The organism is Streptomyces sp. NPDC043876 (assembly GCF_056435825.1).
The window spans coordinates 327,491-350,555 of the sequence record NZ_JBWKDV010000009.1 but is presented as its reverse complement, the minus strand read 5'-3'; the positions used below and the strand labels follow the sequence as shown (position 1 = coordinate 350,555).

The following is a 23,065-nucleotide window of genomic DNA, read 5'->3' as shown; positions in this document are numbered from 1 at the left end:
TTCAGCCCCTAGTGTGGGCGGAATGGCTTACCCGGACATCGAGATCGAGACACTCGCCGAATTCGACCAGGTCGTCGCCCGCGGGGACCTGAGCGGCTACCGCATCCAGTCGGTCAACCTGCTGGAGCGGACCCTGCCCCTGCTGTCGTGCGACACCTCCGCCGCCGTCTTCCTGGGCTGCCCCATGGAGCCGGACGCCGCCGCGAAGGTGCGCGCGGACGGGGCCCTGGTCTTCCCTCCGGTGCCGGACCTTCCGTTCAACCCCTACCGGGGGCTGCTCTACACCCCGGAAGAGCTGTTCGCCTCGCTCCCCGCCGGCTACGAGGCGACCCCGGACGCCGAGGCGTACGCCTGGTTGCAGGAGACGAAGGCCGATGGCGACGTCTTCTCCTCCATGCTGCGCTCGCTGCACGACGACGCCATCTCGGACGCGCTCGACGAGCACCTCGGGGACGCGCCGGTGGTGGGCGTCATGGGCGGCCACGCCCTGGTCCGCGGCGGCGCGGCCTACGCGGGCGCGGCCCGGCTGGGCCGGAGCCTGGCCCGGGCCGGTCTGACCGTCGCCACCGGTGGCGGCCCCGGTGCGATGGAGGCGGCCAACCTCGGCGCGTACCTCGCCCCGGCGCCGGACGAGGCGCTGCCGGAAGCGCTGGAGATGCTGGCCAAGGCGCCGTCGTTCGCCCCGTCGGTCTCCGACTGGGCGCGGGCGGCCTTCGCCGTCCGGGAACGCTGGCCCGGCGGAGGCGACTCGGTGGGCATCCCCACCTGGTTCTACGGTCACGAGCCGCCGAACGCCTTCGCGGGCCACATCGCGAAGTACTTCGCGAACGCCGTCCGCGAGGACGGGCTCCTCGCCCGGTCCACCGCCGGCGTGGTGTTCCTGCCGGGCGCGGCGGGGACGGTCCAGGAGGTCTTCGACAACGCCACCCCGAACTACTACGGCTCCCGGGGCGAGCCGGCCCCGATGATCCTGGTCGACCGCGAGCACTGGACCGAGCGGCTGCCGGTGTGGCCGCTGCTCCGCTCCCTCGCGGCGGGCCGGCCGATGGAGTCCCGGATCGCCCTGGTCGACTCCGTCGAGGAGGTTCCGGCGGTGCTCGCGTCATTCGTTCAGGGGACGAGGCAACTCGGCGGGCCTCTGCGCCGTCTGGCATGAGTAAGAGTAATAGGAACGCAAAATCTGCCAGACGTGAACGGAGCCTTCTGTGCTCATAGGCCTGCTGACCGCTGTCGCGGCGTCCATCTGCTACGGCACGGGATCCGTCCTGCAAGCCGTCGGCTCCCGCAAGGCGGCCCGGAGCTCCGATGCCGGCGCGGGGGTCACCCAGCACGGTGGCCCGAACCTCGCCTCCACCGCCAAGGCCGCGATGACCTGGGAGTTCATCGTCGGCACGATCCTGGACTTCGTGGGGTTCGGGCTCGGCGCGCTGGCCGCGCGGCTGCTGCCGCTCTTCCTGTCCCAGACCGTGATCAGCGCCAACCTGGTGATCACCGCGGTGCTGAGCGTGAAGCTGCTCGGCATCCGGCTGACCCGCAAGGAGTGGACCTCCATCGGCGTCGTCTGCGGGGCGCTGGTGCTGCTGGCGACCGCCGCGGGCCACGAGGGCGGGCACCACGCCGCGGCCGCCACGCACTGGTGGCTGCTGGCGGTGACCGTGCTGATCATCGTCGGCGGGACGGTGGCCGTACGGTTCCTCGGCGGGCGGGCCGCGATCCTCGCGGGTCTGCTGTCGGGCCTGGCGTTCGGCGCGCTCGGGGTCGGCGTACGGATCCTCGACGGCGTCGAGCCCTTCGCGCTGGGGTCGCTGCTGGCCGACCCGGCCCTGTACGCGATCCTCATCGCCGGGACCGGCGGCATGTACCTGCACACCGTGGCCCTGCAGATCGGCTCGGTGAACGGCGCGACGGCGGCGCTGGTCGTCGGCGAGACGGTGCTGCCGGGGGCGATCGGTGTGCTGTGGCTCGGTGACGCGTCGCGTCCCGGGCTGGCGTGGCTGGCCGTACTCGGCTTCGTCCTGGCGGTGGCGGGTGCGGTGGCGGTGGCCTGGTTCGGCAACCACGAAGCCGCCGAGTCCCCCGCCCCGACCCCATCCCCCCTCCCGGTCCCCTGACCCCTGCCTCCCCCGGTCCCCCCGGGGCACGGCGGCCTCCTCCGAGGTGCCCTCAAACGCCGGGCGGGCTGACTTTTCCCGGGCATCCCAGCCCGGGTCGCCCCTGTGTGGCCTCCGGCGGGCCCTCAAACGCCGGGCAGGCTGAAAATGCTCCGGGCGTCCCGAGTCGCCCGGAGGCCTGAGCCTCACGGCTACGCGCACGCAAGCCCAGTCCCCGGCGGGCTCGCCAACGGCTCAGCGCACGCAACCCCAGCCCCGCCGGCGTTTGAGGCGCCTCCGGAGGACGGGTCGGGCGGCCTTCCGGTGGGATCCGGGCGAAGGCCCGCGGGTCGGCATCACCCCAGCACCGCGCCCAGGGGCGGGGCGGGCTGCGCACGCGTACGGCCGGGGCCGTTACCGGGGCGGGAGGACGACCACCTCGGACGGGGTGAAGCGGACCGCCACGCGGTTCCCCGGCTCCGGCGCCCCCGCCAGATCACACTCGGCCTCCAGCACCGGCCCCGCCCCCGCCCTCAGCAGCAGCGCCACGTGCGACCCCCGGAAGGTCCGCGCCTCCACCACGCACGGCAGGCCGCCGAGGCCCCCCACCACCACCCCCGCGGGCCGGACCAGCACCCGGCAGGGTCCCTCCGGGGATCCCGCCGGGACCGGGATCCGGCCCCACACCGTGTCCGCGACACCCCCCGACACCGTCGCCGTCACCACGTTCTCGAAGCCCAGGAACCGCGCCACGAACTCGGACGCCGGCCGCTGCCAGACCTCCAGCGGGGTCCCGGCCTGCGCGATCCGCCCCTCCCGCATGACCACCACCCGGTCGGCCAGCGCGAAGGCCTCGCCCTGGTCGTGCGTCACGGCCAGGACGGTCGTGCCCAGCCGGGAGAAGAGTCCCCGCAGCTCGACCACCAGCCGCTCCCGCAGCCCCCGGTCCAGCTGCCCCAGCGGTTCGTCGAGCATCAGCAGCCGCGGCGAGGGGGCCAACGCGCGGGCCAGCGCCACCCGCTGCTGCTCGCCCCCGGACAGGGAGGCCACGGCCCGGCGCTGCGCGCCCGGGAGCCCGACCATCTCCAGCAGTTCGGCCACCCGGGCCTCGTACGACGGCCGCGCCGCCCCCCGCATCCGCAGCCCGAAGGCCACGTTCCCGCCGACGTCCCGGTGCGGGAAGAGCTGGTGGTCCTGGAACATCAGGCCCACCCCGCGCCGGTGCACCGGCACTCCCCGCTGGTCGGCGCCCCCGAGCAGCACCCGCCCGGCGGCGGTCGCCTGGAGCCCGGCGACGACCCGCAGCAGCGTGGACTTCCCGCTGCCGCTGGGGCCCAGCACGCACACCGTCTCGTGTGCGGCGACCGCCAGGTCCACGGCGTCCACGACCGTGCGCTCGCCGAAGCGCACCGACACTCCGCTCAGTTCCAGCAGGGTCATCAGAACTCTCCGGAGGTCTTGTCGGGTCGCAGTCGCTCCAGCACCAGCAGGGACACCGCGCACACCAGCATCAGGATCGTGCTCAGGGCCATCGCCTGCCCGTAGTTCATCCCGCCCGCACGCCCCAGCAGCCGGGCCACGGCCACGGGCAGCGTCGGGTGGTCGGGCCGCGCGATGAAGACGGTCGCACCGAACTCGCCGAGCGAGACCGCGAAGGCGAACCCGGCCGCGATCAGCAGCGCCCGCCGCACCAGCGGCAGGTCCACCTCCCGCCAGACCCGCAGCGGCGAGGCCCCGAGCACCGCCGCGGCCTCGCGCAGCCGCCCGTCCACCGCGCGCAGGACGGGCAGCATGGTCCGTACGACGAAGGGGACGCCGACCAGCGCCTGGGCCAGCGGCACCAGGATCCACGACGTCCGCAGGTCCAGCGGCGGTTCGTCCAGGGTGATCAGGAAACCGAAGCCGACCGTCACGGCGGACACGCCCAGCGGGAGCATCAGCAGCGCGTCGAAGCCGCGTACGAAACGGCCCCCGCGCCGGGTGAGCGCCGCGGCCGCGAGCCCCCCGACGACCAGCGCGATGCCGGTGGCGGCCAGGGCGTACTGGAGCGAGTTCCAGATCGCCTCCAGCGGCGGCACCAGGAAGGTCCCGCCCCCGGCGCCCTGGTCCGCCAGCGCCCGGTAGTAGGTGAGCCCGTACCCGCCGGGGGCGTCGAAGGAGCGTTCCACCAGCACCCCGAGCGGCAGCACGACCAGCAGGGCCACCGTCGCGAGGACCCCGGCGAGCAGCAGCCACTGCCCGGTTCCGTGCGGCCGCCGCGCGGTGCGCGCCGGATCGACCAGGCGGAGCGCGGTCTCCCGCTTGCGCACGGTCCAGGCGTGGACGCCGAGGATGGCGCCGACGGCCGCGAACTGCACCATCGTCAGGACGGCGGCCGTCGGCAGGTCCAGCAGCTGCGCGGTCTGCCGGTAGACCTCCACCTCCAGGGTGGAGTACGCCGGTCCGCCGAGGATCTGCACGACGCCGAAGGAGGTGAAGGTGAACAGGAACACCATGAGGGCGGCCGCGGCGACGGCGGGGCCGAGCGCGGGCAGGGTCACGCGCCGCCAGGCCGCGAAGCGCCCCGCTCCGAGCACCCGGGCGGCCTCCTCCTGGCGCGGGTCGAGCTGCGCCCACAGGCCGCCGACCGTGCGGATGACGACGGCGTAGTTGAAGAAGACGTGGGCGAGCAGGATCGCCCAGACGGTGGTGTCCAGGCGGACGCCCCACAGCTCGTCGAGCATCCCGCCGCGTCCGACCAGGGCCAGGAAGGCGGTGCCGACCACCACGGTGGGCAGCACGAACGGAACGGTGACCACCGCGCGCAGGAGGTGCTTGCCGGGGAACTCGAAGCGGGCGAAGACGTAGGCACCGGGCAGCGCGATCAGCAGCGTCAGCGCGGTCGAGGCCAGCGCCTGCCAGGTGGTGAACCACAGCACGTCGCCGATGTCGGGCCGGGCGAGCACCTCGCCGATGCGGCCGAAGTGCCACGCTCCGTCGCTCTTCAGCCCGCGGCCGACGATCGCGGCGACCGGGTAGGCGAAGAAGAGGCCGAAGAAGGCGAGGGGCACGGCCATCAGGGCAAGTCGCACCGCGACGGCCCGGCGTCCTTCGGCGCCCGGCTGCGTCCCGGGGCCCGAACCGGAAGGGAGGCCGGGCCCGGGGCCCGCGAGGGGCCCCTCGCCCCGGACGGCGCCGGAGTCCGGCGCGGCGCCCCCCGGCGCCGCATCGGACTCCTTCGCGGCGTCTACTTCACGACGAGCGAAGACCATGCCTTGACCCACTGCTCGCGGTTCTTCGCGATGGCGTCGGGAGCGACCGTCTGCGGCTTGTCGATCACCACGCCGTGCTTCGTGAAGAGCTCCGGCAGCTTCGCGTCCTTGACCACCGGGTTCACGAACATCTGGAGGGGCATGTCCTCCTGGAACTTCTTGCTCACCAGGAAGTCGACCAGGGCCTTGCCGCCCTCCTCGTTCTTCGCGCCCTTGAGCAGGCCCGCGAACTCGATCTGGCGGAAGCAGGTGCCGGTGGCGACGCCCGTGGGCGCCTCGGCCGACTGCGGCTCGCCGTACAGGACCTCGACCGGCGGGCTGGAGGCGTAGGAGACGACCAGCGGGCGGTCGCCCTTGGCCTTCTTGCCGCCCGCGGAGCCGGAGAACCGCTCGTTGTACGCCTGCTCCCAGCCGTCGACGACCTCGACGCCGTTGGCCTTGAGCTTGGTCCAGTAGTCCTTCCAGCCGTCTTGGCCGTGCGCGCCGACGGAGGCGAGGAGGAAGCCGAGGCCGGGCGAGGAGGTCGCCGCGTTCTCGGTGACCAGCAGGTTCTTGTACTCCGGCTTGACCAGGTCGTCCAGCGTCTGCGGCGGGGCGATCTTCTTGTCGGCGAAGTACGCCTTGTCGTAGTTGACGCAGATGTCGCCGGAGTCGACCGGGGTGACCCGGTGCTCCTTGTCGAGCTGGTACTCGGCGCCGACGCCGGCGAGGCCCTTGGCCTCGTACGGGGTGAAGATGCCGTTGTCGAGCGCGCGCGAGAGCAGGGTGTTGTCGACGCCGAAGAAGACGTCGCCGCGCGGCGAGCCCTTGGTCAGGATCTCCTGGTTGAGGGCGGCGCCCGCGTCGCCGCTCTTGAGGACCTTGACGGTGTAGCCGCTCTGCTGCTCGAACTCCTTCAGGACGGCCGGGGTCACGTTGAAGGAATCGTGGCTGACGAGGGTGATCGTCTTGGGCTTGGCCGCGTCGCCCGCGCCCGCCGAGGTGTCCTTGGCGTCGCCGCACGCGGCGAGCGCGGCGATGCCGAGCGCGACGGCGAGCGCGCTGCCCGCGATCTTCTGGGTGGTGCTCATGAAATGCTTCCTCCTGGGATGACCAGGAGAAGACGCGGCCCCGCCCGGCGCCCCGCGCACGTGGACGCGGGAGCGGTCGCCGGGCAGGGCGCAACAGCTTGAGTGGTGACCGAACTTCCTACCCGGAATGACCCGGGCGAGGTTCAGAGGGTCTGCGGTGACGGTTACCGCACTCTCAGCGCTGTGGCGCTCCCCTGTCGGAATATGCAGTTGGTTTCGGCCACAGGGTACCCCGCGGCCGAACCACCGGGTCAGCTCGGCACCGGGCGGCCGACCACTCCGGCCGCTCCGGGCACTCCCCGTGCTCGCCGTCCTCCTAGCGCTCGGACGCGGCGAGCTGGCCGCAGGCGCCGTCGATCTCCTGGCCGCGGGTGTCCCGTACGGTCACCGGCACGCCGTGCCGCGCGATCGCCTCGACGAAGGCCTTCTCGTCCTCGGGGCGCGAGGCGGTCCACTTCGAGCCCGGGGTGGGATTCAGCGGGATCAGGTTCACGTGGACGCGCTTGCCCTTGAGCAGCCGCCCGAGACGGTCACCGCGCCAGGCCTGGTCGTTGATGTCGCGGATCAGCGCGTACTCGATGGAGATCCGGCGGCCGGACTTGTCGGCGTACTCCCAGGCCGCGTCCAGCACCTCGCGGACGTTCCAGCGGGTGTTCACCGGCACCAGGGTGTCGCGCAGCTCGTCGTCGGGGGCGTGCAGCGAGACGGCGAGGCGGCACTTGAAGCCCTCGTCGGCGAACCGGAGCATGGCCGGGACCAGGCCGACCGTGGAGACGGTGATGCCGCGCTGCGACAGGCCGAGGCCGTCGGGCTCCGGATCGGTGAGCCGGCGGATGGCGCCGACCACGCGGTTGTAGTTGGCCAGCGGCTCGCCCATGCCCATGAAGACGATGTTCGACAGGCGCGCCGGACCGCCGGGCACCTCGCCGTCGCGCAGGGCGCGCATGCCGTCGACGATCTGGTGCACGATCTCCGCGGTGGAGAGGTTGCGGTCCAGGCCCGCCTGGCCGGTGGCGCAGAACGGGCAGTTCATGCCGCAGCCGGCCTGCGAGGAGATGCACATGGTGACCCGCTCGGGGTAGCGCATCAGCACCGACTCGACGAGCGTGCCGTCGTGCAGCTTCCACAGGGTCTTGCGGGTCGTGTCGTCGTCGCACGAGATGTGGCGAATGACCGACATCAGGTCCGGGAGCAGCGTCTCGCGGAGCTTCTCGCGCGAGGCCGCGGGGATGTCCGTCCACTGCGCCGGGTCGTGGTTGTACCGGGCGAAGTAGTGCTGCGACAGCTGCTTGGCCCGGAAGGGCTTCTCACCGATCGCGGCCACCGCCTCGCGCCGCTCCTCAGGGGTGAGGTCGGCCAGGTGCCGCGGGGGCTTCTTGGCTCCGCGCGGGGCGACGAAAGTGAGCTCTCCCGGAACAGGGCGGGCCATGGCAGGTACTCCTCGGTAAAGACGAAAGGCGCACCGCAAGAAGCAGCGCGCCTTTCAAGGGTAACCGCCCGGGCGGTTGCGCCCCTCTCGGACGGATTCCCCCGGTCTCCCCGAGGGCTCAGCCGGTACCGACGAACGCCGCCAGCAGCAGCCACACCACGGGCGCGGTCGGCAGCAGCGAGTCCAGCCGGTCCATGATCCCGCCGTGCCCCGGCAGCAGCGTGCCCATGTCCTTGATGCCCAGGTCCCGCTTGATCATCGACTCGCCGAGGTCGCCCAGCGTGGCGCTGACCGCGACGGCCAGGCCCAGCAGCAGGCCCTGCCACCAGGCACCGCCGTCGATCAGGAACTCCATGCACAGCGCGCCGGCCGCCATCGCGAAGGCCACCGCACCGAAGAGCCCCTCGCGGGTCTTTCCGGGGCTGATGCGCGGGGCCAGCTTGTGCTTGCCGAAGCGCCAGCCCACCGCGTACGCCCCGGTGTCGCTGACGACCGTCAGGAGCAGGAAGGTGACCACGCGCTGCGGCCCGTCGTCGGCGGTGAGGAGCATCGCGACGAAGGTGGCCAGGAACGGCACGTAGAACGCGGCGAACACGCCCGCCGTGACGTCCTTGAGGTAGTCCTCCGGCGGTTCGGTCATCCGCCACACGAGCACGGCGAGCGCCGTCAGGGCCATCGCGATCCAGGCGCCCTCGGCACCCCGCACGTACCCGGCGATGACCATGGCCGCGCCGCCGACCGCGAGCGGTACCAGCGGGGCCCGGATGCCCTTCTTCTCCTGGAGGCGGGAGGTCAGCTCCCACAGCCCCACGACGACCGCGACGACGACGACGCCGACGAAGACGGCCTTGACGATGAACAGCGAGGCGAAGATCACCGCGCCGAGGCCGATGCCGACCCCTATGGCGGCACGCAGGTCACGGCCGGCCCGCTTCTTCTGCGGGGGCTGCGAGGCGCCCTGCGGGGCCTGCGAAGGTGGGGTGGACATGGGCTCCTGCGGCGGCGTCTCGGCGCGGAACAGGGGGCCGCCGGCGTCGGCGGCCCCCGGATCGCGTGCTTCCCGGTCGTCGAAGTCACGGCCGGCGGCATCGGGCACGATGGGCATGGGCCGAGTGTGCGGGCCCACCCGCGCATCGTATGCGGGACCCGCCGGAACCGGCTCCGCCCGCCAGGGAGAGTCGTTCATCAGACTTCGAGCAGCTCGGCTTCCTTGTGCTTCAGCAGCTCGTCGACCTGCGTGACGTACTTCGCGGTGGCGTCGTCGAGCTCCTTCTCCGCGCGGCGCACCTCGTCCTCGCCGGCCTCCTTGTCCTTCACCATCTTGTCGAGGGTGTCCTTCGCCTTGCGGCGGATGGAGCGGATGGAGATCTTGGAGTCCTCGGCCTTGGTCTTGGCGACCTTGATGTACTCCTTGCGGCGCTCGCCCGTCAGCTCGGGGAAGGTGACCCGGATGATGCGGCCGTCGTTGCTCGGGTTGACGCCGAGGTCGGAGTCGCGGATGGCCTGCTCGATGTTGCGCAGGGCGGAGGCGTCGAACGGCGTGACGATCGCCATGCGCGGCTCGGGCACCGCGAAGGACGCGAGCTGGTTGATCGGCGTGAGGGCGCCGTAGTAGTCGGCCACGATCTTGTTGAACATCGCCGGGTGCGCGCGGCCGGTGCGGATCGCCGCGAAGTCTTCCTTGGCGACGACGACGGCCTTCTCCATCTTCTCCTCGGCCTCGAGGAGGGTTTCTTCGATCACCACGTGCTCCTGCATGTCTTGAATGGATGGTTCAGGCTGGCGGGGCCGGCCGGCCCCGGGCGCCCGTGTCAGGCCCGGGTGCCCTGGTCGCTGACGAGCGTGCCGATCTTCTCACCCTTGACGGCGCGGGCGATATTGCCCTCGGCGAGCAGTTCGAAGACCAGGATCGGCAGCTTGTTGTCGCGGCACAGCGTGATGGCCGTGGCGTCGGCGACCTTGAGGTCGCGGGACAGCACCTCGCTGTACTCCAGCGCGTCGAACTTCACCGCGTCCGGGTTCTTCTTCGGGTCGGAGTCGTAGACCCCGTCCACGCCGTTCTTGCCCATCAGCAGGGCCTCGGCGTCGATCTCCAGGGCGCGCTGGGCGGCGGTGGTGTCGGTGGAGAAGTACGGCATGCCCATGCCCGCGCCGAAGATGACGACGCGCCCCTTCTCCAGGTGGCGCACGGCGCGCAGCGGGATGTACGGCTCCGCGACCTGCCCCATGGTGATGGCGGTCTGGACCCGGGAGTCGATGCCCTCCTTCTCCAGGAAGTCCTGGAGGGCGAGGCAGTTCATCACGGTGCCGAGCATGCCCATGTAGTCGGACCGGGCCCGGTCCATGCCGCGCTGCTGGAGCTCGGCGCCGCGGAAGAAGTTGCCGCCGCCGATCACGATCGCGATCTCGGCGCCGTCGCGGACCACGGCCGCGATCTCACGGGCGATGGCGTGCACGACGTCAGGGTCGACGCCCAGCCCGCCGCCGCCGGAGAAGGCTTCGCCGGACAGCTTGAGCATGAAGCGGCGACCCTTCTTCTCGTGGTCGCTCTTGTCGTCGGAAGCGGTGTGGGGGTCCACGCCCTGATTCATGGAGATCTCCTCGTGCACATACGAAGGAGGCCATTGCCGGTGGGTCCTCGCGGTTCCCTCTACGGCAATGGCCTCCTCGTCAGATCTGCGGTCGACCGGCGCGAACGCGGACGACTGCCTCAGACCCTACCGGGGTCCGGTGTCCGTCGCGTACGGACGGACTCAGATGCCGACCTTGATGCGCGCGAAGCGCACCAGGGCGACACCGGCCTCGTCCAGAACCTTCTGGACGGACTTCTTGGCGTCCAGGGCGTAGGCCTGGCCGAGCAGGGTGTTGTCGCGGACGAAGCCCTTGACGCGACCCTCGACGATCTTCGGCAGGGCAGCCTCGGGCTTGCCCTCGGCGCGGGTGACCTCTTCGGCGACGCGACGCTCGGACTCGAGGATCTCGGCCGGGATCTCGTCCTCGGAGAGCCACTTCGGGGAGAAAGCGGCGATGTGCTGCGCGATGCCGCGGGCGACCTCGGCGTTCTCCTTGTCCAGCTCGACCAGGACGCCGATCTGGAACGGCAGGTCGGGCATGGTGCGGTGCATGTACGAGGAGACGTAACCGCCGGTGAACTGCGCGAAGCGGTCCAGGACGATCTTCTCGCCGAGGTTGGCGTTGGCCTCGTCCACGAACGCCTGGACCGTCTTGCCGGGCTCGATCTCGGACGCGAGCAGCGCCTCGAGGTCGGCCGGGTTGGACGCGGCGATGTGGGCGGCCAGCTGGTTGGTGACGGCCTGGAACTTCTCGCCCTTGGCGACGAAGTCCGTCTCGCACTTCAGCTCGACGATGACACCGGAGGTGTGGTCGTCGGAGATGAGGGAGGCGACGGCGCCGTTCTCGGCAGAACGGCCTTCGCGCTTCGCGACACCCTTCTGGCCCTTGATGCGGAGCGCCTCGATGGCCTTGTCGACGTCGCCGTCGGACTCGACCAGAGCGTTCTTGCAGTCCATCATGCCGACGCCGGTCAGCTCGCGGAGCTTCTTGACGTCAGCGGCGGTGTAGTTCGCCATGAGTCTGTGATTCTCTCTCGAAGTCGTGGATCTACGGGTGAACGGCGGAGGAGACGCGCTCGTGGCGCGGCTCCCCCGCCGTCATCGTCCGTGCCCGGAGTGCCCGGCGGGTGTACGCCGGGCGCTCTCAGTGGGTCAGGCCTGCTCGGCGTCGGCGGCCGGAGCCTCGACGACGGGCTCGGCGGCGACCTCGGCCTCGGCGGCCGGGGCCTCGGCGGCCGGAGCCTCGACAGCGGCGTCGGCCTCGACGGCGGCGGCCTCGGCCGGAGCCTCGGCAGCGTCGTCAGCCTTCTTGTCGCCCTCGAGCAGGTCGCGCTCCCACTCGGCGAGCGGCTCGGCGGCGGCCTTCTCGCCCGGCTTCGAGTCACCGGTGGCGGCACCGGAACGGGCGATGAGGCCCTCGGCGACGGCGTCGGCGATCACGCGGGTGAGCAGGGTGACGGAGCGGATCGCGTCGTCGTTGCCCGGGATCTTGTAGTCGACCTCGTCGGGGTCGCAGTTGGTGTCGAGGATCGCGACGACCGGGATGTGGAGCTTGCGCGCCTCACCGACGGCGATGTGCTCCTTCTTGGTGTCGACGATCCAGACGGCGCTGGGAACCTTCGACATCTCGCGGATACCGCCGAGGGTCTTCTCCAGCTTGGCCTTCTCGCGCGAGAGCACGAGGAGCTCCTTCTTGGTGAGACCCGAGGCCGCGACGTCCTCGAAGTCGATCGCCTCAAGCTCCTTCAGACGCTGGAGGCGCTTGTAGACGGTGGAGAAGTTGGTGAGCATGCCACCGAGCCACCGCTGGTTGACGTACGGCATGCCCACGCGCGTCGCCTGCTCGGCGATGGCTTCCTGGGCCTGCTTCTTGGTACCGACGAACATGATGGAGCCGCCGTGGGCGACGGTCTCCTTGACGAACTCGTAGGCGCGGTCGATGTACGACAGCGACTGGAGCAGGTCGATGATGTAGATGCCGTTGCGCTCCGTGAAGATGAAGCGCTTCATCTTCGGGTTCCAACGACGGGTCTGGTGACCGAAGTGGACGCCGCTTTCCAGCAGCTCCCGCATCGTGACGACGGCCATGGCCATCTCCTTGTTTTCTCGGTTTGGTTCCTGACGCCCCACCGCGCCCTGCCCCCGACCAGGGGACCGAGAGACGCTGCGACGCGGCCTGACGGGCCGCTGCTGGGGCGTGCGAAGTCGACCCGGTGACCCGGATCGCCACAAGAAGTGTACGGGACCCGGCGGTGTGCGGGTGACGCCGATATCCACACGCCGCCCGCTGTCCACAGGCCCCGGCGGGGGCGCTCCGGGGTGCGGGACCGTGGTGGCATGAAGACCTTGATCCCGCTGCTGACGACCCTGCTGGCGTCGGTGTCCTTGACGGTGCCGACGCCCTTGCCAGGGCCTTTGCCGGAGCGCGTGTCCGGACCGGTGTCCGCCGCGGGCGGCGGGCGGCCGCTGCCCGCTCCGCTCCGGGTGGCGCGGTGGTGGGAGCCGCCGCCCACCCCGTACGCGGCGGGCCACCGGGGCGTGGACCTGACCGCCGCGGTGGGCACGGAGGTCCGCGCGGTGGGACCGGGCCGGGTGCACTTCGCCGGCCGGGTCGCGGGCCGCGGGGTCCTCTCGCTCACCCTGCCGGGCGGCCTGCGCACGACGTACGAGCCGGTACGGGCGCTGGTCGCCGAAGGGGACGAGGTGAGCGCGGGGCTCCCGGTCGCGGTGCTCGAAGCGGGCGGTCACTGCCCGACCCCGTGCCTGCACTGGGGCCTGCTGGCGGGCGAGAGCTACCTGAACCCCTTGACCCTGCTCCCGCGACCGGCACCCCGGCTGCTGCCGCGGGGTCCCTGACGGGGGGCGCTGGGTCCAGGGGTTCCGGTTCAGGGGTTCCGGTTCAGGGGTTCCGGTCCCGGGATTCCGGGGTTCAGCCGCGGACACCGCGCAGGGCCATGGACACGGCGGTCTCGGTGACCGCGGCCGGGTCCTCGCCGGCGCCCAGCTCGATCCGGCGCACGGCGGCGTCGACGACCCCCTGGAGCAGCATCGCGGCCAGCCGCGGGTGCTCGTGGCCCAGGGCGGCCAGCGCCTCGACGATCATCGCGATCAGAGCGCCGTGCGCGGCCCGGATCTTCTCTCGGGCGCCGGCGTCCAGCTCGCTGGCGGAGATCGCCACCACGGCCCGGTGCCGCTGGTCGCCCACCAGGCCCAGCTGGCTGCGGACGTACGCCTCGATCTTCGCCTCCGGGGTCGCGGCGCGCTCCATCGCGGCCTCGATCTCGGCGGCCCAGACGGGGAAGTCCACCGCGCACAGCTCTTCGACCACGGCGGCGCGGGAGCGGAAGTACTCGTAGACGGAGGACCGGGCGAGACCGGTCCGCTCGGCGAGGGCGGGGAAGCTCAGCGCTTCCGTCCCGCCTTCGGACAGCAGGGAGCGCGCGGCGTCCAGCAGGGCGCCTCGCTGCATCGTCCGGTGCTCGGCCACGGAGGCCGCTCGAATCCTGGGCACGCGACCACTGTACGGAGGTGGTGCGGGCTCAGCGCCCCACATCCGCGAGCTTGGCCCGCAGCTGGAGGACCGACTTGGTGTGGATCTGGCTGACCCGGCTCTCGGTGACCCCGAGGACGTGGCCGATCTCGGCCAGGGTGAGCCCCTCGTAGTAGTAGAGGGTCACCACCGTCTTCTCCCGGTCCGGGAGCGTGTTGATGGCCCGCGCGAGCAGCCTGCGCAGCTCGCGGTCCTCGGCCACCGCCACGGGGTTGTCGGCGGCGGTGTCCTCCAGCGTGTCCATCAGCGAGAGGCGGTCGCCCTCGCCGCCGACGTGCAGCAGCTCCTCCAGGGCGACCACGTTGGCGAGGGACAACTGGCTGAAGACCGCGTGCAGTTCCTCCAGCGCGACGCCCATCTCGTCGGCGACCTCGATCTCGGTCGGGGTGCGGCGCAGCTGGGCTTCGAGCGTGGCGTACGCCCGCTCGACGGCCCGCGCCTTCTGCCGGACCGAGCGCGGGATCCAGTCCAGGGCCCGCAGTTCGTCGATCATCGCGCCCCGGATCCGGGTGATCGCGTAGGTCTCGAACTTGATGGACCGCTCGATGTCGAACTTCTCGATGGCGTCGATGAGTCCGAAGACGCCCGAGGAGACGAAGTCGGCCTGCTCGACGTTGGGCGGCAGCCCCACGCTCACCCGGCCGGCGACGTACTTGACGAGCGGCGAGTAGTGCAGGATCAGCTGTTCCCGCAGGCGCTCGTCCCCCGATTCCTTGTACGAGCGCCAGAGCACGTCCAGGGACGAGGGCGCGGTGGTCCGCACGCTGCCACGGGCAGCGGGGGGCACCGCAGCGCGGTCAGACCCTGAGATGTGCTGGGGCATGCTTCGCCTTTGCCGGAGCCGGATTCCTTGGGAGCGTAGCGTGACGAGAGTGTCGCGGTGCGCGAAGAGTACGGGATCGCGCGGGGGCGCCGGGGCCCCCCGCCCCGCACGGGAGGCCCGGGACCGGCGCCGCGCGCACGGTCCCGGCGGCTGCCACCGGGAAGACCGCGTCTCTCATCGGCTTCACTCTTTCACCGGAACGCCCCAGGTCAATGACCGCCTCGCCGGGTGCCACCGGTTCGAGTGGCTCCTCAAGGTGTGTGCCTGATCAACCTCCAGTCGTCGCCCTGCCGTTCGACGAACCCCAGAGAGTGAAGTTCGTACAGTCTGCCGATGACTTCATCGGTGCCGGTGCCCGCGGCATGTGCGAGATCGGCCGGCCTGACGGCCCGTCCGGCCGGCAGGGCGTCGAGCACCCGGGCGGTCTCCGGCCGCAGCAGATCCCGGGCGAGCACCGGTCCGTGCCGCTCGGGGGCCAGTTCCCCCATCCCGCCGACCAGCTCGACCACCTCGTCGGCGTCCGTCACCAGCACCCCTTCACCGCGCAGCAGTTCGTGCACCCCGGCCGAGAGCCCGCTGGTGGCCGGCCCGGGGACGCCCATGACGAAACGGCCGAGCGCCCCCGCCCGCCGGGCGGTCACCAGGGATCCGCTGCGGTGGGCGGCTTCGATGACCACGGTCCCCCGGGTCAGGGCCGCGATGACCCGGTTGCGCAGGACGAACCGGCTCGGCGTGGGGTGGCTGCCCGGCGGGAGTTCGCCGATCAGCAGCCCCTGTTCGGCGATCCGGCCGAGCAGTCCGGCGTGTCCGCGCGGGTAGGAGACGTCCACGCCGCAGGCCAGCACCGCCGCCGTCGCCCCGCCCGCGGCGAGCGCCCCGCGGTGGGCCGCGCCGTCGACGCCGTACGCCGCCCCGGACACCACCACCCAGCCCCGCTCGGCGAGCCCGGCGGCCAGGGTCTGCGCCATGTGCGCGCCGTACGGGGTGCAGGCCCGCGCCCCCACCACGGCGACCGAGCGCAGGGCCCAGGTGCGCAGGTCGGGCAGGCCCCGCAGCCACAGGCCGACGGGGCGGGCGTCGCCGAGGTCATCCAGCTGGGTCGGCCAGTGGGGCGAGCCCGGGCAGACGAAGCGGGCGCCGACCGCCTCCGCGGCGGCCAGGTCCCGGTCGGGATCCGCGGCCGCAGCCCGCCTGCGGTAGCCGTCGAGCGCACGGGGCCCCGGCCCGGCCGGTCCCCGCGATCCGGGGCCGGGCGCGATCGGGCCGCCCGCTCCCCGGCCGGGCTGAGTCGGGCCCCGCGGTCCGGGGCCGGGCGCCGTCGGGCCTCGCGATCCCGGGTCTCCCGCTCCCGAGTCGGGCCCGTCATGGCCCCATGACCCGGGGTCGGGCGCCGTCAGGTCCCGTGGTCCCGGGCCGCCCCCGGCCGGCTCCCGTGGTCCGGGGCCGGGTGCGGTCAGCTCCCGTATCAGCGCGACCGCGCCCCGCTCCCGCAGCAGGCGCCCGGCCCGCTCGTCCCCGGGCTCCAGCACCCTGGTCAGCGCGGCGCGGGCCCGCCGCTCCTCCTCCGCCGCTGCCGCCGGGGTCATGACGCGCGTCCCTGCGGGAGGGCGACACCGCGGGCGATGCCGGTGCGCAGTTCGAGGGCCACCGCGACGTCCTGCGCGTCAGGGCGGTCCTTGGCGGCCAGGTCGGACACCGTCCAGGCGACGCGCAGCACCCGGTCCAGGCCGCGCGCGGTGAGCAGGCCCCGCTCCAGGTCCCGTTCGGCCTGGGCGAGGGCGCCCGGCGCGGGGAGCCAGCGGGTGCGCAGCTCGTGGCCCGGCACCTCGGCGTTGATCCGCCAGGGGGTCTGCGCGAGCCGCTCGGCCGCCCGCGCCCGCGCGCCGGCCACGCGCCGTGCCACCACCTCGCTGGTCTCGCCCCGATCGCCCCCGTCGCCCCGGCCCACGAGGTCGGACCGGCTGACCGGCTCCACCTCGACCCGCAGGTCCACCCGGTCCAGCAGCGGCCCGGAGAGCCTGCCCTGGTAGCGCCGGACCATCGAGGGCGAGCATTCGCAGCCCGCGCCGAGCAGGGTGTGGCGCCCACAGGGGCAGGGGTTGGCGGCGAGCACCATCAGGAACCGGGCCGGCAGCCGCATCACCCCGGCGGCCCGCGCGATCACCACCTGCCCCGATTCCAGCGGCTGCCGCAGCGCGTCCAGCACCCGCCCGCTGAACTCGGGCGCCTCGTCCAGGAACAGGACGCCTCGGTGGGCCAGCGACACGGCGCCGGGCCGCGGCATCCCGTTCCCCCCGCCCACCAGGGACTGCATGGTCGCGGAGTGGTGCGGAGCGCAGTACGGCGCCACGGTGACCAGGGGTTCCCCCGGCGGCAGGATGCCCGCGACCGAGTGGACGGCGGTGACCTCCAGGGAGTCCTGGCGGGTGAGCGGCGGCATGATCCCGGGCAGCCGCTCGGCCAGCATGGTCTTGCCCGCCCCCGGCGGCCCCGTGAGGAACAGGTGGTGCCCGCCCGCGGCGGCCACCTCCAGCGCCCGCCGGGCTCCGCGCTGCCCCGCCACGTCCGCGAGGTCGGGCGGCGCGCCGGCCCCGTACCCCCCGCTCGCCAGCCCCGCGCCCAGGCCGGCCCAGGGAACCACCAGCCCCGCCGTCATCGGATCGGGGCGCCCGAAGGCGTCCGGCGGCCCCTCGTCCGGCACCTCCCCGTCGGTCAGCACCGCGATCAGCTGGCGCAGGCTCCGCACCCCCAGCACCGACACCTCGGGCACCAGCGCGGCCTCCGCCGCGCACTGCTGCGGCACCACCACCTGCCGGTACCCCGCCTCGGCGGCGGCGAGCACGGCGGGCAGGATCCCGCGCACGGGCCGCACCCGCCCGTCGAGCCCGAGTTCGCCGATGAGCAGCAGGTCCGCGATCACCGCCGGGTCCAGGCGCTCCGCCGCGCCCAGGACGGCGGCGGCGACGGCGAGGTCGAACCCGGAGCCGGACTTGGGCACGGCGGCGGGGCTGAGTCCCACCGTGAGCTTCTTCTGGGGCCACTCGGCGCCGGAGTTCACCACGGCGGCCCGCACCCGGTCCCGGCTCTCCACCAGGGTCTTGTCGGGCAGCCCGACCAGGGTGAAGGCGGCCACCCCCGGTTCGAGGTCGGCCTGGACCTCGACCACCACGCCCTCGACGCCCACGAGCGCCACCGAGCAGGTCCGCGCGAAGCCCATCAGGCGGCCCCCCTGACGTGTTCCACCACGGGCGCCCCGCGCCGGGGCAGCACCACCCCGACCAGGTCGATGCGGACCCCGCCCGCGGGCGGTCCGCCGTGATCGGCGAGCCAGCGGCCGGCGAGCACCCGCAGCCGGTCGGTCTTGCCCGGGCGCAGCGCGGCCATGGGGTGCTCGAACATCGGGTGCCCGGAGCGCCCGGCCCGGCGGGTCTTCACCTCGCAGACGACGAGGGCGTCCCCGTCGCGGGCGATGATGTCGATCTCACCGCCCCGGCAGCGCCAGTTCCGGGCGATCACGGTCATCCCGGCACCGGTCAGCCGCCGGGCGGCCAGTTCCTCGCCGTACCGCCCGAGCGCCTGCCGGGCCGCCGCCGGGCCCGCGGGCGCCCGTACCGCAGGCCCCCGCACCGCAGGCGCCCGTACCGCCGGTGTCCCCGCCGCGGGCCCCGGCACCCCGGGCACCCGTACCTCCAGCCCCGAGACCCCGGGCGCCCCTACCGCCGGTCCCGTCACCCCGGGCCCCCGTACCGCCGGCGTCGGCCGAGCCGACGCCCCTCGCTGTGCCACGCCCTTCGCGTCCATCCGGCACCACCTCCGGCACCGACGATCCCGCGGTACCGGGCACACTGTGGATCTTGGTGGACAAGCCGGGTGTTGTGGACAACCGACTCACCCTCTCGGGTGAATCGGCTGTCTGCTCACGTCCCGGGCCGGCGCCCCGGGAGGCTCCCCCCTCAGCTGCCCGGCAGCTCCAAGTCGCTCTTGTTGAGCTCCTCGATGTTCACGTCCTTGAACGTCAGGACCCTGACCTGCTTGACGAACCGGGCCGGCCGGTACATGTCCCAGACCCAGGCATCCGCCATCGAGACCTCGAAGAAGACCTCACCCTGGACCGAATGCACCTGCATCTCGTAGTCGTTGGTCAGATAGAAACGACGTTCGGTCTCGATCACGTACTTGAACAGCCCGACGACGTCGCGGTACTCGCGATAGAGCTTCAGCTCCATCTCGGTCTCGTACTTCTCGAGGTCCTCGGCGCTCATGGCATGTTCCCCTTCAGCCGTGCGTCCACCTATTGTGCGCCAGGCCCGCGCGCCCCTAAACGATTTCCGGGGCCAGGATCACCGGCGCACCCGGCGGACCCTCCGCGAGCAGCGTGCGCAGCAGCTCGCCGAGTCTGGTCGGGTACACCGTCTCACGGGCCGCGAGAAGTTCCTCGGAGGTCCACCACCTGGCTCCGGTGACGCTGCGCCGCTCCAGTTCGGTGAACCCGTCCGTGACGACCTCCGTGCGCTGCGTCCGGGCCAGGAAGTACCACTCGTCCTGCTCCCAGCGGCGCCCGTCGAAGGGGAACGCGCAGTGGCGCTGCCAGAGCACCGGCCCCAGCTCCACCTCGGTGATCCCGGTCTCCTCCGCCAGCTCCCGCAGCGCGGCCTGCTCGCGGCTCTCGGCGCCCTCCAGCCCGCCGCCCGGGGTGAACCACCAGCTCTCGGCGGGATCGTCCGGTTCGAACCCGTGCAGCAGCAGGATCCGGTCCGCCGGGTCCAGCAGGATCACCCGGGACACCTGGCGGACCTCACCCCCGGACACCGGCGCGCTCCCGTCGCCGTCCCCTACGCCCGAGGACCCTCGCCAGCGGCCCGTAGGCGGCCCCGAGGACCACCAGCGCCGCCCCGGCCACCACCGCGGCCATCTGGAGCCGCAGCGGGCCCGGACGGGAGGTGCCGCCCGGTAGCGCGTCGTACGTCGTCGGCCGCGCCAGCATCGAGGGGTCCGGCCAGGCCCGCGCGTCCACCCGGGCGCTCACCGAGGTGAGCGGGACCATGCCCTGCCCGGCTTCCTGGAGGTGGGCCCGTGAGTCGAGGGAGATCGCGCGCCGGTCGCCCAGCAGGAAGAGCTTGCCCTGCGGCACGGTGACCTCGAAGGTGACGTCCGACGCCTTGCCCGAACCGGTGGCGAGCCCCGTGGACGCCGGGTCGGCGATGTAGGGCTCGATCAGCGGTTTCCCGTTCAGGGTCAGCCGGCCCGCCGCGTCACAGCAGCGCACGGTGTCGCCGCCGAGCCCGACGACGCGCTTGACCATCGGCGAGTCGCTCCACACCGCATCCGTGAAGATCACCACGTCCCCGTGGCGCACCGCGGAGCCGTCGATCCGCTGGGCCAGCACCCGGTCCCCGGCCTGCACCGTGGGCACCATCGACTCGGTCGGCACGGTGTACGGCTGGTACACCAGCGCGCCCCACACGAAACCGCCGAGGAAGAGGGCGAAACCAACGGCCACGGCGATCCCCGACAAGACATTGCCGAGGCCGCCGCGGCCGTCTCCACCACGTATCGCACCTTGTGTTCCGCCCATAACAGCGCCCCCAGCACCTCGGAGATCGTCGACCTGGGCGGCACCCTACCCGGCGGTAGGCGTCCCGGTCAGCTTCCGCCTGCGCCACAGCACGATCGGCAGTGCCGTCGCGAGGCCCAGTCCGGCGGGAGCGGCCGCACCGAGCGCCGTCGCCGCGGGGTGCTTGTCGATGCCCGGCTGGTCGAAGGTGTCCGGCACCGGCAGCGTGGACCAGCGGGTGACCGGCCAGGCGACGACCACGGCGCGACCGACGACCTCGTCGACCGGCACGAAGCCACCGGTCGAGTCCTCCTGGTGCCAGCGGGAGTCCTGCGAGTTCTGGCGGTGGTCGCCCATCACCCAGATCTTGCCCTTGGGGACCGTCAGCGGCCCGAACGGCTTGTCGTCGCAAGCGGTGTTGCCGGGGAAGATGTACGGCTCGTCGAGCTGCTTGCCGTTGACGACGACCGGGCCGCCCTTCTTGCACTCCACGGTGTCCCCGCCGACCGCGATGGTCCGCTTGATCAGGTCCTTCTCCTCGGCCGAGGGCATCAGACCGATGAAGCTGAGGACCTTCTGCGCGATGTTGGGGTCCGGAGTGGGCTCGCCGTCCAGCCAGTTCGCCGGATCGTGGAAGACCACGACCTCACCGCGCTCCGGCTCGGAACCGAACCACGGGGTGAGCTTGTCGACGAGGACCCGGTCACCCTTCTGCAGGGTGTTCTGCATGGACTCGGACGGAATCGAGAAGGCCTGGACCAGGAAGGTCTTGATCAGCAGGGCCAGCACCAGCGCGATGCCGATGAGGAGCGGCAGCTCCTTCCAGAAGGAGCGCTGCGCGCGCGGAGCGCCCTCGTCGTCGTGGGCCTCGCCCTCGACGGCCGCCTCCGGCCGCTCCTCGGGCTCGTCGCGTCCGGATCGTGCGCCTACCGCCACGTCCCCCACATCCACTCCTCACTCCGATGTGCCGCCCGCGCCGAACCGGCGGGGCCCTCCCCTCCCTTAACGAGCGGGAGTTCCCTAAGTAAGGCGCGGGAGACCTGGCACACACTATGCGAACGGAGCGGGCCCGCGACGCCCGCGGCGGCCGCGCCGCGGCTGGTCCGGCACCGACAGGAAGGTGGCGGGCTGGTCGAACTCCCGCCAGTGGCCGTAGGGCCACGCGATCACGATGGCCCGGCCCACCACACCGCTTTCGGCGATCGTGCCCTGAAAGGCCTCGTCGAGGTGGTAGCGCGAGTCGGAGGAGTTGGCCCGGTGGTCACCGAGGACGAAGAGCCGGCCCGCGGGGACCTTCACCTCGAACATGATCTCGGAGGGGGCGTTGCCGGGAGACACGTACGGCTCATCGAGCGGCGCTCCGTTGACGGTGACCCGGCCCTGGGCGTCGCAGCACTTGACGGTGTCGCCGCCCACGCCGACGACCCGCTTGATCAGGTCCTGCTCATCGGCGGAGGGCAGCAGTCCGATGAAGGTCAGACCCTGCTTGATCTGCTTGACGACCACCGGGTCGGGTGCGGGCCGGGCGGACTCGCCGCGCAGCCAGCCGCCCGGGTCCTTGAAGACGACGACGTCGCCCCGCCCGACCTTGGAGCCGAACCAGGGCGTCAGCTTGTCCACGAGGACGCGGTCGCCGATCCGGATGGTCTGCTCCATGGAGCCCGACGGGATGAAGAAGGCCTGGACGAGGAAGGTCTTGAGGACCAGGGCGATGCACAACGCCACCGCCACGAGCAGCGGCAGCTCGCCGACCCGCCGGGTGCGCCTGCGCCGTTTGACCTTGCGGGCCAGCCTGCGCCGCTCCGCCCGGCCGCCGAGCACGACCAGCTCGGGATCGGAGGCGTGCGCGTCCGCCGCGGGAGCGGTACGGGCGGGCTGCGGCTCCTCGCCGTGCCCCCGGCCCCGGCTACCCACGTCGGCCACCGGAAACCGCCGCGCCTGCCGGGCCTGCCGCGCCCAGGGTCCGCCAGCGGGACGCGGGCCAGCCGATCCAGTCGGCCCGCCCGATCACCTTGTCCACCGGCACCATCCCGCCGCCCGGCTCCCCGAGGTGGTCCCGGGAGTCGCGGGACTGGGAGCGGTGATCACCCATGACCCACAGGGTGCCAAGCGGTACGACGATCCGGAAGGGCACCGTCGAGGCCGTGTCCCCCGGATACAGGTAGGGCTCCTCGACCGGGACCCCGTTGACCTTCAGCCGCCCGCCCGCGTCGCAGCACACCACGTCGTCGCCGCCGACGCCGACGACCCGCTTCACGAAGTCGGTGTCGGACGGTTCGGCGAGCCCGAGGGCCGACGCGACGTCGTGCAGCGCGCCGCCCACCGGATTGCCGCCGCCCCCCGCGTGCTCCGGTACGAAGGACCCCGTCCCGTCGAAGACGACGACGTCCCCGCGCTTCGGCCCGTCCCCGGGTCCGTACGCCAGCTTGTTCACCAGCAGCCGGTCGCCGACCGCCAGCGTGGGCTCCATCGAGCGGCTCGGGATCAGGAAGGGCTGCACGGCGAAGTGGCTGAGGAGCAGCAGGAAGACGGTGCAGACGACCCCGAGCAGAGCGGCGCGACGCCAGGTGAACCAGCCGGGGCGCCGCAGCCGGGCCCCGGAAAACGCGAAACGCGACCGCGCCTCTCCCTCGACGGGGGAGGTACGGCCGCGCTGCGTGTGAGATGCCTCGGTGTCCATATCGGGGGCGAGCCTATCCGGCCGCCTCCGGACACCGGAGGGGAC

General features: G+C 72.6%; 22 protein-coding genes and 1 pseudogene. 3 read left to right on the top strand and 20 right to left on the bottom strand.

From position 1 onward, the window contains the following. Positions 1–22 precede the first annotated feature (22 nt). Together AC0693_RS27625 and AC0693_RS27620 are read left to right on the top strand one after the other, a co-directional pair. On the top strand, positions 23–1,156 hold the full coding sequence (locus AC0693_RS27625; protein ID WP_356407874.1) for an LOG family protein: 1,134 nt from the start codon (positions 23–25) through the stop codon (positions 1,154–1,156). A gap of 49 nt (positions 1,157–1,205) precedes the next feature. Further along, positions 1,206–2,111: a DMT family protein gene (locus AC0693_RS27620; RefSeq protein ID WP_356407877.1), complete on the top strand. Its 906-nt coding sequence runs from the start codon at positions 1,206–1,208 to the stop codon at positions 2,109–2,111. A gap of 393 nt (positions 2,112–2,504) precedes the next feature. Here AC0693_RS27620 and AC0693_RS27615 read toward each other — a convergent pair whose 3' ends face one another. The 9 genes from AC0693_RS27615 to rpsB all read right to left on the bottom strand — a co-directional run bounded on the left by AC0693_RS27615 (position 2,505) and on the right by rpsB (position 12,501). Next, on the bottom strand, positions 2,505–3,530 hold the full coding sequence (locus tag AC0693_RS27615) for an ABC transporter ATP-binding protein (RefSeq protein WP_478803155.1): 1,026 nt from the start codon (positions 3,528–3,530) through the stop codon (positions 2,505–2,507). After that, positions 3,530–5,146 (bottom strand): ABC transporter permease, encoded by a 1,617-nt coding sequence (locus tag AC0693_RS27610; protein ID WP_469336970.1) that lies wholly within the window; start codon positions 5,144–5,146, stop codon positions 3,530–3,532. The genes AC0693_RS27615 and AC0693_RS27610 overlap by 1 nt, the downstream gene beginning before the upstream one ends. 170 nt (positions 5,147–5,316) lie before the next feature. Continuing rightward, positions 5,317–6,411, bottom strand: a complete 1,095-nt coding sequence (locus AC0693_RS27605; protein WP_478803154.1) for a thiamine ABC transporter substrate-binding protein — start codon at positions 6,409–6,411, stop codon at positions 5,317–5,319. 316 nt (positions 6,412–6,727) lie between these two features. After that, positions 6,728–7,840: a dual-specificity RNA methyltransferase RlmN gene (gene rlmN, locus AC0693_RS27600; RefSeq protein WP_356407886.1), complete on the bottom strand. Its 1,113-nt coding sequence runs from the start codon at positions 7,838–7,840 to the stop codon at positions 6,728–6,730. A 118-nt stretch (positions 7,841–7,958) separates the two neighbouring features. Beyond that, positions 7,959–9,026, bottom strand: coding sequence for a phosphatidate cytidylyltransferase (locus AC0693_RS27595; RefSeq protein WP_356407889.1), 1,068 nt, complete (start codon positions 9,024–9,026; stop codon positions 7,959–7,961). Beyond that, a complete protein-coding gene (gene frr, locus AC0693_RS27590; protein WP_356408003.1) occupies positions 9,026–9,583 on the bottom strand; it encodes a ribosome recycling factor in 558 nt (185 codons plus the stop codon). The genes AC0693_RS27595 and frr overlap by 1 nt, the downstream gene beginning before the upstream one ends. A 68-nt stretch (positions 9,584–9,651) precedes the next feature. Next, positions 9,652–10,431 carry a UMP kinase gene (gene pyrH / locus AC0693_RS27585; protein ID WP_267011952.1) on the bottom strand — a complete coding sequence of 260 codons (780 nt, stop codon included), beginning with the start codon at positions 10,429–10,431 and terminating at the stop codon, positions 9,652–9,654. A 162-nt stretch (positions 10,432–10,593) separates the two neighbouring features. Continuing rightward, complete coding sequence (gene tsf / locus AC0693_RS27580) at positions 10,594–11,430, bottom strand: translation elongation factor Ts (protein ID WP_478803153.1); 837 nt, start codon at positions 11,428–11,430, stop codon at positions 10,594–10,596. A gap of 135 nt (positions 11,431–11,565) precedes the next feature. Then, positions 11,566–12,501, bottom strand: a complete 936-nt coding sequence (gene rpsB, locus AC0693_RS27575; RefSeq protein ID WP_356407894.1) for a 30S ribosomal protein S2 — start codon at positions 12,499–12,501, stop codon at positions 11,566–11,568. 249 nt (positions 12,502–12,750) lie between these two features. On the opposite strand from rpsB, the gene AC0693_RS27570 reads away from it, so the two are divergent. Continuing rightward, positions 12,751–13,269 carry a murein hydrolase activator EnvC family protein gene (locus tag AC0693_RS27570; protein ID WP_478803152.1) on the top strand — a complete coding sequence of 173 codons (519 nt, stop codon included), beginning with the start codon at positions 12,751–12,753 and terminating at the stop codon, positions 13,267–13,269. Positions 13,270–13,342: 73 nt separating this feature from the next. Here AC0693_RS27570 and AC0693_RS27565 read toward each other — a convergent pair whose 3' ends face one another. The 11 genes and pseudogenes from AC0693_RS27565 to lepB (AC0693_RS27515) form a co-directional block, all read right to left on the bottom strand. Further along, entirely contained in the window at positions 13,343–13,900 is a 558-nt protein-coding gene (locus AC0693_RS27565) for a TetR/AcrR family transcriptional regulator (RefSeq protein WP_468464676.1), read from the bottom strand. A gap of 52 nt (positions 13,901–13,952) precedes the next feature. Further along, positions 13,953–14,786, bottom strand: a complete 834-nt coding sequence (whiG, locus tag AC0693_RS27560; RefSeq protein WP_356407899.1) for an RNA polymerase sigma factor WhiG — start codon at positions 14,784–14,786, stop codon at positions 13,953–13,955. Positions 14,787–15,037: 251 nt separating this feature from the next. Further along, complete coding sequence (gene dprA, locus AC0693_RS27555; protein WP_478803151.1) at positions 15,038–16,372, bottom strand: DNA-processing protein DprA; 1,335 nt, start codon at positions 16,370–16,372, stop codon at positions 15,038–15,040. Continuing rightward, the gene (locus AC0693_RS27550) at positions 16,369–18,003 is read right to left on the bottom strand and encodes a YifB family Mg chelatase-like AAA ATPase (protein ID WP_469318315.1); all 1,635 of its coding nucleotides are present in this window, start codon (positions 18,001–18,003) and stop codon (positions 16,369–16,371) included. The genes dprA and AC0693_RS27550 overlap by 4 nt, the downstream gene beginning before the upstream one ends. Further along, positions 18,003–18,413 (bottom strand): YraN family protein, encoded by a 411-nt coding sequence (locus AC0693_RS27545; protein WP_478803188.1) that lies wholly within the window; start codon positions 18,411–18,413, stop codon positions 18,003–18,005. Before AC0693_RS27545 ends, AC0693_RS27550 begins: the two co-directional genes overlap by 1 nt. 326 nt (positions 18,414–18,739) lie before the next feature. Beyond that, positions 18,740–19,048: a DUF2469 domain-containing protein gene (locus AC0693_RS27540; RefSeq protein WP_005311352.1), complete on the bottom strand. Its 309-nt coding sequence runs from the start codon at positions 19,046–19,048 to the stop codon at positions 18,740–18,742. A 55-nt stretch (positions 19,049–19,103) separates the two neighbouring features. Then, the gene (locus tag AC0693_RS27535; protein ID WP_469332636.1) at positions 19,104–19,595 is read right to left on the bottom strand and encodes an NUDIX hydrolase; all 492 of its coding nucleotides are present in this window, start codon (positions 19,593–19,595) and stop codon (positions 19,104–19,106) included. Then, a complete protein-coding gene (gene lepB, locus AC0693_RS27530) occupies positions 19,582–20,361 on the bottom strand; it encodes a signal peptidase I (protein ID WP_478737155.1) in 780 nt (259 codons plus the stop codon). Before lepB (AC0693_RS27530) ends, AC0693_RS27535 begins: the two co-directional genes overlap by 14 nt. A 45-nt stretch (positions 20,362–20,406) precedes the next feature. Next, a complete protein-coding gene (lepB, locus tag AC0693_RS27525; RefSeq protein WP_469318312.1) occupies positions 20,407–21,276 on the bottom strand; it encodes a signal peptidase I in 870 nt (289 codons plus the stop codon). Further along, positions 21,206–22,254, bottom strand: a pseudogene (gene lepB / locus AC0693_RS27520) (signal peptidase I); the annotation flags it as partial. The gene lepB (AC0693_RS27525) and the pseudogene lepB (AC0693_RS27520), both read right to left, overlap by 71 nt. Beyond that, the gene (gene lepB / locus AC0693_RS27515; RefSeq protein ID WP_356407919.1) at positions 22,247–23,020 is read right to left on the bottom strand and encodes a signal peptidase I; all 774 of its coding nucleotides are present in this window, start codon (positions 23,018–23,020) and stop codon (positions 22,247–22,249) included. The gene lepB (AC0693_RS27515) and the pseudogene lepB (AC0693_RS27520), both read right to left, overlap by 8 nt. Between the last annotated feature and the right edge of the window lie 45 nt (positions 23,021–23,065).